Annotated in this window: 16 protein-coding genes and 1 other RNA gene; 13 read left to right on the forward strand and 4 right to left on the reverse strand. The window is 65.3% G+C overall.

The annotated features are described in order from the left end of the window. Window positions 1-24 precede the first annotated feature (24 nt). The 5 genes from WG898_RS17225 (at window position 25) to WG898_RS17245 (ending at window position 2,082) form a co-directional block, all read left to right on the forward strand. Window positions 25-243 (forward strand): cell division protein ZapB, encoded by a 219-nt coding sequence (locus WG898_RS17225; protein WP_339604026.1) that lies wholly within the window; start codon window positions 25-27, stop codon window positions 241-243. Next, window positions 240-545, forward strand: coding sequence for a cell division protein ZapA (locus tag WG898_RS17230; protein WP_339604027.1), 306 nt, complete (start codon window positions 240-242; stop codon window positions 543-545). The genes WG898_RS17225 and WG898_RS17230 overlap by 4 nt, the downstream gene beginning before the upstream one ends. Before the next feature lie 43 nt (window positions 546-588). Further along, window positions 589-766, forward strand: a non-coding RNA gene (gene ssrS, locus WG898_RS17235) — 6S RNA. 45 nt (window positions 767-811) lie between these two features. After that, window positions 812-1,267 (forward strand): EVE domain-containing protein, encoded by a 456-nt coding sequence (locus tag WG898_RS17240; RefSeq protein WP_339604149.1) that lies wholly within the window; start codon window positions 812-814, stop codon window positions 1,265-1,267. A gap of 2 nt (window positions 1,268-1,269) precedes the next feature. After that, a complete protein-coding gene (locus WG898_RS17245; protein ID WP_339604028.1) occupies window positions 1,270-2,082 on the forward strand; it encodes a sulfite exporter TauE/SafE family protein in 813 nt (270 codons plus the stop codon). Window positions 2,083-2,100: 18 nt separating this feature from the next. Here WG898_RS17245 and WG898_RS17250 read toward each other — a convergent pair whose 3' ends face one another. Further along, on the reverse strand, window positions 2,101-3,057 hold the full coding sequence (locus WG898_RS17250; RefSeq protein WP_339604029.1) for a GGDEF domain-containing protein: 957 nt from the start codon (window positions 3,055-3,057) through the stop codon (window positions 2,101-2,103). Window positions 3,058-3,380: 323 nt separating this feature from the next. Here WG898_RS17250 and WG898_RS17255 point away from each other — a divergent pair, with 323 nt between their 5' ends. The 6 genes from WG898_RS17255 (at window position 3,381) to WG898_RS17280 (ending at window position 8,407) form a co-directional block, all read left to right on the forward strand. After that, window positions 3,381-4,592, forward strand: coding sequence for a BaiN/RdsA family NAD(P)/FAD-dependent oxidoreductase (locus WG898_RS17255; RefSeq protein WP_339604030.1), 1,212 nt, complete (start codon window positions 3,381-3,383; stop codon window positions 4,590-4,592). A 204-nt stretch (window positions 4,593-4,796) separates the two neighbouring features. Then, the gene (gene rpsU / locus WG898_RS17260; RefSeq protein ID WP_012346814.1) at window positions 4,797-5,009 is read left to right on the forward strand and encodes a 30S ribosomal protein S21; all 213 of its coding nucleotides are present in this window, start codon (window positions 4,797-4,799) and stop codon (window positions 5,007-5,009) included. Window positions 5,010-5,117: 108 nt separating this feature from the next. After that, the gene (locus tag WG898_RS17265) at window positions 5,118-5,564 is read left to right on the forward strand and encodes a GatB/YqeY domain-containing protein (protein WP_339604031.1); all 447 of its coding nucleotides are present in this window, start codon (window positions 5,118-5,120) and stop codon (window positions 5,562-5,564) included. A gap of 8 nt (window positions 5,565-5,572) precedes the next feature. After that, on the forward strand, window positions 5,573-5,914 hold the full coding sequence (locus tag WG898_RS17270) for a protein tyrosine phosphatase family protein (RefSeq protein ID WP_339604032.1): 342 nt from the start codon (window positions 5,573-5,575) through the stop codon (window positions 5,912-5,914). A 158-nt stretch (window positions 5,915-6,072) separates the two neighbouring features. Then, window positions 6,073-6,672: a TRAP transporter small permease subunit gene (locus WG898_RS17275; RefSeq protein ID WP_339604033.1), complete on the forward strand. Its 600-nt coding sequence runs from the start codon at window positions 6,073-6,075 to the stop codon at window positions 6,670-6,672. Window positions 6,673-6,685: 13 nt separating this feature from the next. Further along, window positions 6,686-8,407: a TRAP transporter large permease gene (locus WG898_RS17280; RefSeq protein ID WP_339604034.1), complete on the forward strand. Its 1,722-nt coding sequence runs from the start codon at window positions 6,686-6,688 to the stop codon at window positions 8,405-8,407. Window positions 8,408-8,484: 77 nt separating this feature from the next. Here WG898_RS17280 and WG898_RS17285 read toward each other — a convergent pair whose 3' ends face one another. Beyond that, on the reverse strand, window positions 8,485-9,567 hold the full coding sequence (locus WG898_RS17285) for a TRAP transporter substrate-binding protein (RefSeq protein WP_339604035.1): 1,083 nt from the start codon (window positions 9,565-9,567) through the stop codon (window positions 8,485-8,487). 178 nt (window positions 9,568-9,745) lie between these two features. Next, window positions 9,746-11,122, reverse strand: a complete 1,377-nt coding sequence (pmbA, locus tag WG898_RS17290) for a metalloprotease PmbA (RefSeq protein ID WP_339604036.1) — start codon at window positions 11,120-11,122, stop codon at window positions 9,746-9,748. Between the two features lie 72 nt (window positions 11,123-11,194). Between pmbA and yjgA the strand changes: the two genes are divergently transcribed. Next, the gene (gene yjgA / locus WG898_RS17295) at window positions 11,195-11,782 is read left to right on the forward strand and encodes a ribosome biogenesis factor YjgA (protein WP_339604037.1); all 588 of its coding nucleotides are present in this window, start codon (window positions 11,195-11,197) and stop codon (window positions 11,780-11,782) included. Next, window positions 11,772-12,353 carry a molybdopterin adenylyltransferase gene (mog, locus tag WG898_RS17300; protein WP_339604038.1) on the forward strand — a complete coding sequence of 194 codons (582 nt, stop codon included), beginning with the start codon at window positions 11,772-11,774 and terminating at the stop codon, window positions 12,351-12,353. The genes yjgA and mog overlap by 11 nt, the downstream gene beginning before the upstream one ends. Here the strand turns inward: mog and cysE are convergent. Continuing rightward, window positions 12,346-13,104 carry a serine O-acetyltransferase gene (cysE, locus tag WG898_RS17305; protein ID WP_339604150.1) on the reverse strand — a complete coding sequence of 253 codons (759 nt, stop codon included), beginning with the start codon at window positions 13,102-13,104 and terminating at the stop codon, window positions 12,346-12,348. The genes mog and cysE overlap by 8 nt on opposite strands. Between the last annotated feature and the right edge of the window lie 44 nt (window positions 13,105-13,148).

Genomic DNA, 13,148 nt, shown 5'->3' on the forward strand with positions numbered 1-13,148 from the left:
GCGTCTGAATCACCACAGGAAGCCATGCCTAGCATCACCGACCTCGTTGACCGGGTGGAGCGACTGCTGTTGCGCCATGAAGAACTGACGCGCACCAATGCCTTGCTCGAAGCGCAGGTGCAGGCGCTCAGCCAGGAGCGCGACAGCCTGCGTTCACGTCTGCAAGCCGCGCGCGCGCGCATCGATGCCTTGCTGGACCGGCTGCCGCTGGAGTCCTCAGAAACCGGAAAGAACACCCCATGAAGCAAATGGAAGTCACCATCATGGGCCAGAGCTATTTACTGGGCTGCCCGGATGGCGGTGAGGCCGCGCTGACCAAGGCCGTGGCCCAGGTCGACAAGGAGATGTGCGCCATCCGCGACGCGGGACGCGTCAAGGCGCGCGAACGCATCGCGGTGCTGGCGGCGCTCAACCTCGCCTACCAGCTCGCCGAAGCCCCCAGCAAACCCGCCGCCGAGACGGACGTAGCGGTGCAGGCGCCGGAGCTGGAGGCCTTGATGCGACGCCTCGATGAAGTGCTGGCGCAAGACGGCCAATTACTCTGAGCCTAGGGCGCGCGCGGGCATCGGGCCGGCCTTAGAATCCAGCCGTCCGCTGCGTTCGCGTGAGTCCTATATTTCCTTGAACCGATGCTCTTTGAGCAAGGGCTTGGAATATTGCTCGGCTGGTGTGATCGTCTCGCGTCAGATGAACCCGAAGTCCTGCTGACCTCGCCCACCTGAATCCCCTGGGTTCAGGAATGCGGCTCACGGCTCGCGGTGGACACCTTCCTCTTCCCACACTCCTCGATCGCGCCTTGAACTACTGGCTGATGAAGTCCGAGCCCGACGAGTGCTCGATCGATGATCTCGCAAGCGCGCCCGGCCAATGCCTGCCCTGGATCGGCGTGCGCAACTACCAGGCACGCAACTTCATGCGCGATGCCATGCGCATCGGCGATGGTGTGCTGTTCTACCACTCGTCCTGCCCGCAACCCGGCATTGCAGGGCTGGCCGAAGTGGCCAGCGCCGCCTACCCGGATGCCAGCCAGTTCGATCCCGCCAGCCCCTACCACGACCCCAAGTCCAAGCCCGAGCAAGCGCGCTGGCTGCATGTGGACGTGCGCTATCGGCGCAAGACGCGCCTGCTGAGCCTCGCCGAGATGCGCGCGCGGCCCGAACTGGCCGGCATGCGCGTGCTGCAGGCGGGCAACCGGCTCTCCATCACGCCGGTGCTGCCCAAGGAATGGCAGGGCGTGCTGCGCCTGCTGGAGGAAGGCCGCGCCTGAGCATGATGGATGCCTTGCTGTTCGCCGAATTGCTGAGCCTGGGACTTTGCGCCGGCTTCCTGGCCGGCCTGCTGGGCATCGGTGGCGGCATGCTGATGGTGCCTTTCCTGACCATCATCCTGTCGGCGCGCGGCGTTGAGGCCGGCATGGCGGTGAAGATGGCGATCGCCACCTCGATGGCCACCATCATGTTCACCTCGCTGTCCAGCGTGCGCGCGCACCACAAGCGCGGCGCGGTGCGCTGGGATCTGGTGCGTGGCCTTGCGCCCGGCATCGTGCTGGGCGGGCTGCTGGCCGGCGCGGGCATCTTCGCTCTCGTCAAGGGGCAGGCCCTGGCGCTGGTGTTTGCGGCCTTCGTGGGCTTCTCGGCCACGCAGATGCTGCGCAACAAGAAGCCAGCGCCCGGCCGGCAGATGCCGGGCACGGCCGGGCAACTGGGTGCCGGTGCCGGCATCGGACTGCTGTCGGGTCTGGTCGGCGCCGGCGGCGGCTTCGTCTCGGTGCCCTTCATGACCTGGTGCAACGTCGCCATGCACAGCGCGGTGGCCACCAGCGCGGCGCTGGGCTTTCCGATCGCACTGGCCAACACCCTGGGCTATGTGCTGGGCGGCTGGCAGCTGCAAGCCGCCCTGCCCGGCGCGCTGGGCTATCTGTACCTGCCGGCCCTGGCCGTGATTGCGAGTGCCAGCGTGCTGATGGCGCCGCTGGGTGCGCGCGCCGCCCATGCGATGAATGTGCAGCAGCTCAAGCGCGCCTTCGCCCTGCTGCTCTACCTGCTGGCGGCCTATATGCTCTACAAAGCCCTGCTGCGCTGAGCCGTCCTGTGCTGAGTATCAGGTGCCGAACGGAATCGACGCCAGCACCACCTGATTGCCGCCGCGCCGTTGTGCCTCGTGCACGGCGGCCTCGCTCGCGTGCAGCAACTCGTCCTGCTTGGAGGCGGTATGCGGAAAGCTGGCCACGCCCATCGAGAGCGACAGACCGAGGTCATGGCCGTTCAGCACCACGATCTGCGCCGTGCACTGCTTGCGCAACTGTTCCATGCGCGCATGCGCTGTTGCCAAGCCCACGCCCGAGAGCAGCACGGCAAAGTGATGCTCGCCAACACGACAGGCCGCGTCCATGGCACGGGTATTGGCGCGCAGCATGCGCCCCAGGCCTTCGAGCAGGCGCTGCTGCGCCTCGGCCCCCAGTGATTGCGCGGCTGCCGGCAACGGGTCCAGTGCTATCAGCACCAAGGCAAACTCGCGATGCTCGCGCGTAGAGAGGTCGATTTCACGCAGCAATTGATCGTCGAACTGCGCACGCAGATAGAGCCCCGAGACATCGTCGCGTCCCGAACCCGCCTGCAATTCGCGCCGCAGCTGCTCAATGGCCTTCTGCTGCTGTTCGATCTGCGCCAGTGCGCGCTGCAGATGCGACTCGCGGTGACGCTCCTCGGTGCGCTCGGCCCACAGGGCCATCACGAACTCGCTGCCGAGCGCGGCGCGCGTCACGGCGAACTCACGACGCCGGCCTGCCAATTCAAGCCGGTGCTCGCTAACCACGACGCTGCGCTGTGCCATCGCCGCCTGCTCGACCCGCCGCATCGCCTGCATCTCGTCGCTACGCATCAAGTCGGTGTCCAGACTGCCGACGATGCTGGACTCGGTGCGCTCGAACAAGTCGTCCAGTCCGGGGCTGGCATAGACATAACGCCCGGTCGCCAGCGACTTGACGGCCACAAAACTGCCATGCGGCTCGGCCAAGCCCAGCAAGGCGGCGGCCACATCGGCATCGGCCAAGCCCACACTGTTCAGCCATTGACCGAATCGTTCCCTCTCGGGCTTTGCTCCTGCAGGGGCTGCCGACTGGTTGTCCATTTTTTCTAATGTCGAAGCAAGGTAGCGAGCGAAGCGCGCCGGCCTTGCGTGTTGGTATGCGTCGAATGTAGATGGGCTGCCACCAGCCTAGCAATAGCCTGAATCGGGGCCAGCCCACACCACCCCTAGCTTGTGGACATTTCGGCACAAGCTCGTGCGGCCGAGCAATATAACCCGAGCCGTATACTCAGCCGCCCCTCCCCGGGGCATTCCCGGCCAGCTTCGTGCGCCCTGCGCAGCACCCCATTCCCATGCAAGACTTTGACCTCGTCGTGGTCGGCGCCGGCGCAGCCGGTCTTTTCTGTGCCGGCATCGCCGGGCAGCGTGGCCTGCGTGTGCTCGTGATCGATCATGCGCCCCGGCTCGCAGAAAAGATCCGCATCTCCGGCGGCGGCCGCTGCAACTTCACCAACCGCGACGTCGGCCCGGCCAATTTCCTGTCGGAGAACCCGGCCTTCTGCCGTTCGGCCTTGGCGCGCTACAGCCCGCAGGATTTCATCGCCCTGGTGCACAAGCATGGCATTACCTTTCACGAGAAGCACAAGGGTCAGCTGTTCTGCGACGACAGCAGCGAACGCATCATCCAGATGCTGTTGCGCGAATGTGAGATGGGGCAGGTGGAGCGGCGCCAGCCCTGCAGCGTGCACGAGTTGCGCGCCGTGGCGGACGGCTTTGAACTCGACACCTCGTCTGGTCCCTTGCTCAGCCGGCGCGTGGTGGTGGCGACCGGCGGGCTTTCGATCCCCAAGATCGGCGCCAGCGACTGGGGCCTGCGCCTGGCCAAGCGCTTCGACCACGCCATCGTCGAGCCACGCCCGGCGCTGGTGCCGCTGACCTTTGACGCCCAGGTCTGGGGCCCCTTCGCCGAGCTCTCGGGCCTGTCGCTGCCGGTGGCCGTCAGCGTGGGTCAGGGCAAGACCAGGGCGCGCTTCCTGGAAGACCTGCTGTTCACGCATCGCGGCCTGAGCGGCCCGGCGATGCTGCAGATCTCCAGCTACTGGCGCGAAGGGCAGGAGCTCGAACTCGACCTGCGCCCGGATGCCGACCTGGCCGCGCTGCTGAAGGCCGCAAAGCAGAGTTCCAAGCGCCTGCTGGGCAACGAGCTGGCCGAGCATCTGCCCAGCCGCCTGGCCCAGACCTGGCTGGCGCGGCTCGCCATCGCCCCCAATCGGCCCATGCCGGAATGCAAGGACCGGGACCTGCAGATCCTGGCCCAGCAACTCAAGGCCTGGCGCCTCCTGCCCGACGGCAGCGAAGGCTGGCGCAAGGCCGAGGTGATGCGCGGCGGCGTCGACACCCGCGAACTCAACTCGCAGAACATGGAAAGCAAGCGCGTGCCGGGCCTGCATTTCATCGGCGAGGTGGTCGATGTGACCGGCTGGCTGGGCGGCTACAACTTCCAATGGGCCTGGGCCAGCGCGGCAGCCTGCGCCAGGGCCATGCAGCCGTCCGGCGCGGGCTGATTGGAGTCCCGCAGCACTTCCAGTGCCGCAATTTGTCAAATCCCTTCAAATCCGGCTATACTCACTCTCTTTGCTGGCAAACCCTGCGCGTCGATTCGGAAGCGGAATCCGGATACCCCGCTTCAGAGGCGGTCTGCTCAAGCCCTCAAAAGCTGCAGCCGCCTCGGGCGAACACCGAGCGCAACTTGAAGGAACCACTGTTTCATGACCACGATTCGCGTCAAAGAAAACGAGCCGTTTGATGTGGCACTGCGCCGCTTCAAGCGCACCATTGAAAAGCTGGGCCTGCTCACCGAGCTGCGTGCTCGCGAGTTCTACGAAAAGCCCACGGCTGAGCGCAAGCGCAAGAAGGCCGCGGCCGTCAAGCGCCACTACAAGCGCGTGCGCAGCATGCAGCTGCCCAAGAAGCTGTACTGATCGGTTTCGATCAATCGCTTCGGGAAAGGCCCCGGCCTCTCCGATCAAGCCCGCGCAGGACGCTGCCGCGGGCTTTTTCCATTCTGGAATAGCCAACAAGGAATTCTGATGAGCCTGAAAGATCGCATTACCGAAGACATGAAGGCCGCCATGCGTGCCAAGGAGATGGACAAGCTCTCCACCATCCGCATGCTGCTGGCCGCCGTCAAGCAAAAGGAAGTGGACGAGCGCGTGGTGGTCGACGACGCCGCCCTGAGCGCCATCGTCGACAAGCTGATCAAGCAGCGCAAGGATTCGATCAGCCAGTTCAGCGCCGCCGGCCGCCAGGATCTGGCCGACAAGGAAAGCGCCGAACTGCCGGTGCTGGAAGCCTATCTGCCGCAGCGCCTGAGCGCCGAGGAGATCCAGGCGGCCGTGCTTGCCATCGTCACCTCGCTGGGCGCCAAGGGCCCCGGCGACATGGGCAAGGTGATGGGCGCGGTGAAGGCACAATTGGCCGGCAAGGCCGATATGTCCCTGGTCTCGGCTGCCGTCAAACAAGCACTCAGCAATTGAATCACAGCATGAACCTGCCCGCCCAAGCCCTGACCCCCGAACTCAGCGTCGCCCCGCAGCTGGACCCTGCAGCCATGGCGGCAGCGGCGGCGGCGGGCTTTCGCAGTGTGATCAACAACCGCCCCGATTTCGAGGGCGGCCCCGACCAGCCCACCGCGGCGCAGATGGAAGCGGCGGCGCTGGCGGCCGGCCTGGCCTATGCCTACCTGCCGGTCAACGGTGCCTACCAGTCGCCCGAGGAGATCGCGCAGTTCAAGCAGCTGCTGGAGCTGCTGCCCAAGCCGGTGCTGGCCTTCTGCCGCTCGGGCGCACGCTCGACCAGGCTCTTCATGGCCGCCACAGCCCCCTGAACCTGCGGCCCAAGGGAATACGCGCCTAGGACTTGCCCTAGGTCGGGCATCCCGTTCAGGCAGGTTTCAGGCCTGGGCTCTTACATTGCGACAAACACCGCGGCAGGCGTCATTTGCGCCTGCCGCGTGCGCACGCATCAAGAACTCAGGAGACGTTCGTGTCCTTACTGCTCAAGCTTTCCGGGCTGATCGACGGCCTCAACCGCTTCGTCGGCCGCTGGGTCATCTGGCTGATCCTCGGATCCACCGCCATCAGCGCCATCAATGCCGTTGTGCGCAAGGCCTTCAACTACAGCTCCAATGCCTTCCTCGAAGTGCAGTGGTATCTGTTTGCTGCTTCCTTCCTGCTCGCCGCTGGCTACACCCTGCTGAACAACGAGCATGTACGCATCGACGTGGTGGTGGGCCGCTTCTCCAAGCGCGTGCAGACCTGGGTCGATATCTTCGGCTTAGTGGTGTTCCTGCTGCCGCTGTGCATCACGGTGCTCTACCTCGGCATCCCCTTCTTCCTGCAGGGCTACCACTCCAATGAAGTGTCCTCCAATGCCGGCGGCCTGACGCTCTGGCCGGTCTACGCACTCATGCCCCTGGGCTTTGGCCTGCTGCTGCTGCAAGGCCTGAGCGAGCTGATCAAGCGCGTCGCCTTCCTGCAGGGCCTGATTCCCGACCCGACCCTCAAGGTCGCCGCCATGACGCCGGAAGAGGAGTTGGCGGAAGCCATCCGCCTGGCGGCCGAACAGAAGAAGAACCAGGCCTGAGGGAGCTGCATCCATGGAATTTCTAGCCAACAACCTGGCCCCCATCATGTTTGCTGGGCTGATCGTATTCCTGCTGATGGGCTTCCCGGTCGCCTTCAGCCTGGGCGCCTGCGGTCTGTTCTTCGGCTTCATCGGCATCGAGTTGAACGTGCTGCCGGCCTCGCTGATGCAGGCCCTGCCGCTGCGCATCTTCGGCATCATGAAGAACGACACGCTGCTGGCGATCCCGTTCTTCACCCTGATGGGCCTGATACTGGAGCGCTCGGGCATGGCCGAGGATCTGCTGGACACCATCGGCCAGTTATTCGGCCCGATACGCGGCGGCCTCGCCTTCGCGGTGATCTTCGTCGGCGCGCTGCTCGCCGCCACCACCGGCGTGGTGGCCGCTTCGGTGATCTCGATGGGCCTGATCTCGCTGCCCATCATGCTGCGCTATGGATATGACCGCCGCGTCGCCTCGGGCGTGATCGCCGCCTCCGGCACGCTGGCCCAGATCATCCCGCCCTCGTTGGTGCTGATCATCCTGGCCGACCAACTGGGTCGCAGCGTGGGCGACATGTACAAGGGCGCCTTCGTGCCCGGATTCGTGCTGACCGGCCTCTATACCCTCTACATCATCGGCATCGCCATCTTCAAACCCAAATGGGTGCCGGCGCTGCCGCTGGAGGCGCGCTCGATCCGCGAAGACAACGGCAAGAGCGGCCTCGCTTCGCTGGGCATCCTGACGCTGGTGTCGGTGGGCCTGGCTGTCTACTTCGGCGAGCACTACGGCCAGGTGCTGGGCTACATCAAGGGCGAAGCAGCCAGCAATGTGCCGCTGGACGAGACCATCGTCGTCTCCATGTCGGTGGGCGTCGGCCTGGCCTTTCTGGCCTCGGTCGTCAACAAAGTCAGCGGCCTGGGCCTGCTCTCGCGCATGGCCGAGCGCGTCACCTTTGTGCTGATCCCGCCGCTGGCACTGATCTTCCTGGTGCTGGGCACCATCTTCCTGGGCATTGCCACCCCTACCGAGGGTGGTGCCATGGGCGCCATGGGCGCGCTGCTGATGGCGCTGGCGCGCGGGCGCCTGAGCGGCAAACTGCTGGTGCAGGCACTCAACTCGACCACCAAGTTGGCCTGCTTCGTGGTGTTCATCCTGATCGGCTCCACCGTGTTCAGTCTGTCCTTCCAGGGCGTGGACGGCCCCAAGTGGGTCGAGCATCTGCTCACCAGCCTGCCTGGCGGCCAGCTCGGCTTCCTGATCTTCGTGAACGTGCTGATCTTCGTGCTGGCCTTCTTCCTGGACTTCTTCGAGCTCAGCTTCATCGTCGTGCCACTGCTGGGCCCTGTCGCCGAAAAGCTGGGCATCGACCTGATCTGGTTTGGCGTGCTGCTGGGCGTCAATATGCAGACATCCTTCATGCATCCGCCCTTCGGTTTTGCCCTCTTCTATCTGCGCAGCGTCGCGCCGCTCACCGACTACATCGACAAGCTCACCGGCCGCAAGATCGCGCGCGTCACCACCGGCCAGATCTATTGGGGTGCAGTGCCCTTCGTGATGATCCAGATCGTCATGGTGGGGCTCATCATCGCCTTCCCCAATCTGGTCTCCGGCGGCCTGGGCAAGCATGAGGCGCTGGACACCAGCAATGTGCAACTGGACGTGCAGCCCGCCGACGACAACTCTGCCAAGGAAATGGACGCCAACGCCCTGTTCGGCCCCGCCGATGGCGCGGCCTCGGCCGCGAGCAAGTAGCCCAGGCGGCGCAAGCAAAAGGCCCGGCAGGTGCGCGTACACCTGCCGGGCCTTTTTGTGTTGCTATGAACCTTGGTTCAGAGCTTCTGGGCCTGCATGAAGTCGTCGAAACCGGCCTCGGCAAAACGGAACCAAAGGTTCTGCTCGCGGCGGAACTTGGCCCAGTCCTCGTAGACCTTCTTCCAGTTCGGATTCTTGGCCGAAAGTTCACTGTAGAGCGCCTGCGATTCCTTGAAGGCCGCCTCCATCACGTCCTTGGGCATGCGGAACAGCTTGGTGCCACCGGCCACCAGCTGGCGCAGCGCATCCGGGTTCTTGGCATCGTACTTGGCCTGCATGTCGGTGTGCGCCATTGCGGTGGCGGCCTCGACGATCGCTTTGTACTCGGCGCTCAAGCCCTCATAGGCCTTGGTGTTGATGAAGAAGTCCAGCTGCGGGCCACCCTCCCACCAGGCCGGATAGGCATAGAACGGCGCCACCTTGTTGAAGCCCAGCTTCTGGTCGTCATAAGGGCCCACCCACTCGGCCGCGTCGATGGTGCCCTTTTCCAGCGATTGGTAGATTTCGCCACCGGGAATGTTCTGCGGCACACCACCGATGCGCTCCAACACGCGGCCGGCAAAACCGCCGATGCGCATCTTCTGTCCCTTGATGTCGGCCAGGCTCTTCACCTCCTTGCGGTACCAGCCGCCCATCTGCGCGCCGGTATTGCCGCCCAGGAAGTTGATGATGTTGTAGTTGCGATAGAACTCGCGCATCAGCTTCAGGCCATTGCCTTCGATCATCCAGGCGGTGTTCTGGCGGCTGTTCAGGCCGAAGGGAACGGCGCAGCCCAGCGCGAAGGTCTCGTCCTTGCCGAAGAAGTAGTAGGGCGCGGTGTGCGCAATCTCGACCGTACCGTCCTTCACCGCATCCACCACGCCAAACGGGGGCATCAATTCGCCGCCGGCATGCACCGAGATCTGGAACTTGCCGCCAGTCATCTCGCTGACCTTCTTGGCAAACACGTCGGCGGCGCCAAAAATCGTGTCCAGCGACTTCGGGAAACTTGAGGCAAGACGCCAGCGGATATTCGCTTGTGCCTGCACGATGGCAGGCGCGGCGCCCGCGGCCAAGACCCCGGCCAAACCTGCCTGACGGACGAAGGAACGACGTTCCATAAGCTTGCTCCTAGTAAATGGAATGCGCAGAGATGCGCGCAAATTCTAGGAGTGCAAAAACGCCGCCTTCCCGAGTACAAACCCGTGAAATGCAAGCACAAAACAGGGCTTTGGCACCAGCCTGAAAAAACCCTGAAACACAGCTTGCAGCAAGCTGACAAGGCCGTTCAGCCAGCTCTCAGCTACCGGCCAATTTCATGCGATCAATCAGCACCGAGCCGACGGTCTTGCTGCCCAGGGTGTAGCTGTCGTTGCCGATGCCGACAATGCCCTGGAGCATGTCCTTCATATTGCCGGCAATCGTGACCTCATGCACCGGGAACGCGATCTCGCCATTCTCCACCCAGAAGCCGCTGGCGCCGCGTGAGTAGTCGCCGGTCACATAGTTGACGCCCTGCCCCATCAGCTCGGTGACGAACAGGCCACGCCCCATGCGGCGCAGCATGGTCGTGAGGCTGTCGCCGGGGGCGGTCAGGCGGCTCGTCATCACCAGGTTGTGCGAACCACCGGCATGGCCCGTGGTGCGCATGCCCAGCTTACGCGCCGAGTAAGTGGAGAGGAAATAGCCCTGCAGCACACCGGCCTCGACGACGCTGCGCGCATGCGTGGCCACGCCCTCGTCGTCGAAGGGCGCGCTGCCCTTGCCCTTGACGACATGTGGGTCCTCGTGCACGTCGACATGCGAGGCCAGCACACGCTGGCCCAGGCTGTCGAGCAGGAAGCTGGCCTTGCGGTAGAGTGCGCCGCCGCTGGTGGCCTGCACCAGCGCACCCAGCAGCCCGGCGGCCACGGTGTTTTCGAACAGCACCGGCACCTCGGCCGTCTTGACCTTGCGCGACTTCAGGCGCGAGAGCGCGCGCTCGGCGGCATAACGGCCCACCGCCTCGGGCGACGCCAGTTCGGCGGCATCGCGCATCGAGCTGTACCAGGAATCGCGCTGCATGCCGGCGCCGCGGCCGGCGATCGGCGCGACCGAGAGCGAATGCCGCGAGCTGGCATAGCCGCCGCGGAAGCCGCGCGTGTTGCCGGAGAAGAAATGCGATTGCTGGGCCGACACCGCCGCGCCCTCGGAGTTGCTAATGCGTGCATCGGTCGCAAAGCTGGCGGCCTCGCAGCGCAGCGCCAACTCGGCGGCCTGCTGGGCGTCGATGTCCCAGGCGTGGAACAGGTCGAGCTCGGGGCGGGCCGCGACGTCGAGCGCGAGGTCCTGCTCGTCGGGCAGGCCGGCCACCGGATCCTCGGCGGTGAAGCGAGCGATATCGAAGGCGGCGCGCACCGTGTCACGCAAGGCCTTGGCCGAGAAGTCAGAGCTGCTGGCATTGCCGCGCCGCTGGCCCACATAGACCGAGATGCCCAGCGACTTGTCGCGGTTGCGCTCGACGTTCTCCAGCTCGCCGCGGCGCACCGAAACCGAGAGCCCGCAGCCCTCGGACACCTCGGCCCCCGCATCGCTGGCACCCAGACGTTTGGCCTCGGCGAGCACCTCGTCGATCAACTGGCGAAAACGCTCCTGGCTGTAGGCGAAACCGTGGTCTGTGTTGCTGGCTGCTGTCATGGATGCTGATGCTGTTCTATGGGGCGAAGAACGCCGGACGACTATCATACGGGGCCACCAAGCAGCACCCAGATGCCACAACATTACGAAGAACAAGCCGCGGACGATGAATTCGATCGTCCCAGCAAGAGCCAGAAGAAGCGCGAGATGCATGACCTGCAGTCGCTGGGCGAAGACCTGCTGGCCCTGCCCAGCAGCCGCCTCAACGCGCTGGACCTGCCCGAGATCCTTTTCGACGCCATCAAGGCCGCCAAGAAGATCACCAATTTCGAGGGCAAGCGTCGCCAGGTGCAGTACATCGGCAAGCTGATGCGCAAGGTCGACCCTGAGCCGCTGCGCCAGGCGGTGGCCGATTTCAAGCTGGGGCGGGCCAAGGACAGCCTGGCCCTGCACCAGAGCGAGCGCTGGCGCGAACGCCTGCTCGACAACGACGAAGCCCTGCAGGCCTTCATCGCCGAGCATGGCGGCACCGATGTGCAGCAGCTGCGCAGCCTGGTGCGTGCGGCGCGCAAGGATGCCGCCAACGAGCCCGAGAAACGCAGCTGCCGCGCCTTTCGCGAGCTGTTCCAGTTCATCAAGGCCGAAAACCTGCGCGTGAACGGCACTGGTGGTCCCGGCGAGCAGGCCGACGACAGCGAGCCCGAAGACGATGACGAGTGAAACCGTACGCATAGGCATCGTCTCGATCAGTGACCGTGCCTCCACCGGTGTCTATGAGGACAAGGGCCTGCCCGCCCTGCAGGACTGGCTGACGCGCGCGCTGCTGAACCCAATCGAGTTCGTGCCGCGCCTGATCCCCGACGAACGCGCCGGCATCGCCGCCACCCTGCGCGAGCTGGTGGACGAGGCGCGCTGCGACCTGGTGCTCACCACCGGCGGCACCGGGCCGGCGCCGCGCGATGTCACGCCCGAGGCCACGCTGGATGTGGCCGAGCGCGAAATGCCCGGCTTTGGCGAGCAGATGCGCCAGATCTCGCTGCACTTCGTGCCCACCGCCATCCTGTCGCGCCAGGTGGCGGTGATACGCGGCAAGAGCCTCATCATCAATCTGCCCGGCCAACCCAAGGCGATTGCCGAGACCCTGGAGGGCCATGCCGCCGCCAGCGGCATCTTTGCCGCCGTGCCCTATTGCATCGACCTGATCGGCGGCCCCTATCTCGAAACGCGCGACGAGGTGATCAAGGCCTTCCGGCCCAAATCAGCGCAACGCCCCAAGACCCAGGCTACTTGACCAACTGGTTCAGCGAGGCGGCGTCGAAGCGCTCGCTTTGCTGGGCATCGACCGGCACGCAATCGCCCACCGGCTCGCGCGTGGCCGCCGAGAGCTTGCACACCGCCTGCCACAGCAGGGCGATCTGGTGCTCATGGCCGGCGGCGTTGGCTATCAGGCCCTTGAGCGCCTGTGCGGTGGGGTCATCGCCCAGCTTGACCCCGTAGGCCGAGAAGCCCGGCTGGGCCGGCGACGCCTCGGCCTCGATGATGCGCGCCGGATTGCCCACCGCGGTGGCGCCCGCGGGCACCGGCTTGGTGACCACCGCCCCCGAACCGATGCGCGCACCGGCGCCCACCGTGAAGCCGCCCAGCACGCAGGCGTTGGCACCGACGATCACGCCGGCCTCCAGCGTGGGATGGCGCTTGGCGCCCTTCACCAACGAGGTGCCGCCCAGGGTCACGCCCTGGTAGATGGTGCAGTCCTCGCCGACCTCGGCCATCTCGCCGATTACGATGCCCATGCCATGGTCGATGAAGACGCGGCGCGCAATCGTGGCGCCGGGATGGATCTCGATGCCGGTGAGAAAGCGTGCCAGGTGCGAGATGAAGCGGCCCAGCCATTTGAAGCCGTGGGTCCAGCAGGCATGGGCCCAGCGGTGCAGCAGCAGCGCATGCAGGCCCGGATAACAAGTCAGCACCTCCCAGGCCGAACGGGCGGCGGGGTCGCGCTCCTGGATCAGGGCGATGTCTTCACGAAGGCGCTGGAACAACATGGCGGACCTGCTGACAAGGGCCGGCCAGTTTAGCGGCGCGG

This window comes from Paucibacter soli, from assembly GCF_037482845.1.
GTDB classification, from domain to species: domain Bacteria; phylum Pseudomonadota; class Gammaproteobacteria; order Burkholderiales; family Burkholderiaceae_C; genus Paucibacter_B; species Paucibacter_B soli.

Coding starts and splice junctions, on each gene's coding strand:
- WG898_RS17270 (WP_339604032.1), top strand. CDS start 5,573: ATGAACCTGCCCGCCCAAGCCCTGACCCCCGAACTCAGCGTCGCCCCG.
- WG898_RS17245 (WP_339604028.1), top strand. CDS start 1,270: ATGATGGATGCCTTGCTGTTCGCCGAATTGCTGAGCCTGGGACTTTGC.
- WG898_RS17280 (WP_339604034.1), top strand. CDS start 6,686: ATGGAATTTCTAGCCAACAACCTGGCCCCCATCATGTTTGCTGGGCTG.
- mog (WP_339604038.1), top strand. CDS start 11,772: ATGACGAGTGAAACCGTACGCATAGGCATCGTCTCGATCAGTGACCGT.
- rpsU (WP_012346814.1), top strand. CDS start 4,797: ATGACCACGATTCGCGTCAAAGAAAACGAGCCGTTTGATGTGGCACTG.
- pmbA (WP_339604036.1), bottom strand. CDS start 11,122: ATGACAGCAGCCAGCAACACAGACCACGGTTTCGCCTACAGCCAGGAG.
- WG898_RS17285 (WP_339604035.1), bottom strand. CDS start 9,567: ATGGAACGTCGTTCCTTCGTCCGTCAGGCAGGTTTGGCCGGGGTCTTG.
- WG898_RS17225 (WP_339604026.1), top strand. CDS start 25: ATGCCTAGCATCACCGACCTCGTTGACCGGGTGGAGCGACTGCTGTTG.
- WG898_RS17240 (WP_339604149.1), top strand. CDS start 812: ATGAAGTCCGAGCCCGACGAGTGCTCGATCGATGATCTCGCAAGCGCG.
- WG898_RS17255 (WP_339604030.1), top strand. CDS start 3,381: ATGCAAGACTTTGACCTCGTCGTGGTCGGCGCCGGCGCAGCCGGTCTT.
- WG898_RS17230 (WP_339604027.1), top strand. CDS start 240: ATGAAGCAAATGGAAGTCACCATCATGGGCCAGAGCTATTTACTGGGC.
- yjgA (WP_339604037.1), top strand. CDS start 11,195: ATGCCACAACATTACGAAGAACAAGCCGCGGACGATGAATTCGATCGT.
- WG898_RS17265 (WP_339604031.1), top strand. CDS start 5,118: ATGAGCCTGAAAGATCGCATTACCGAAGACATGAAGGCCGCCATGCGT.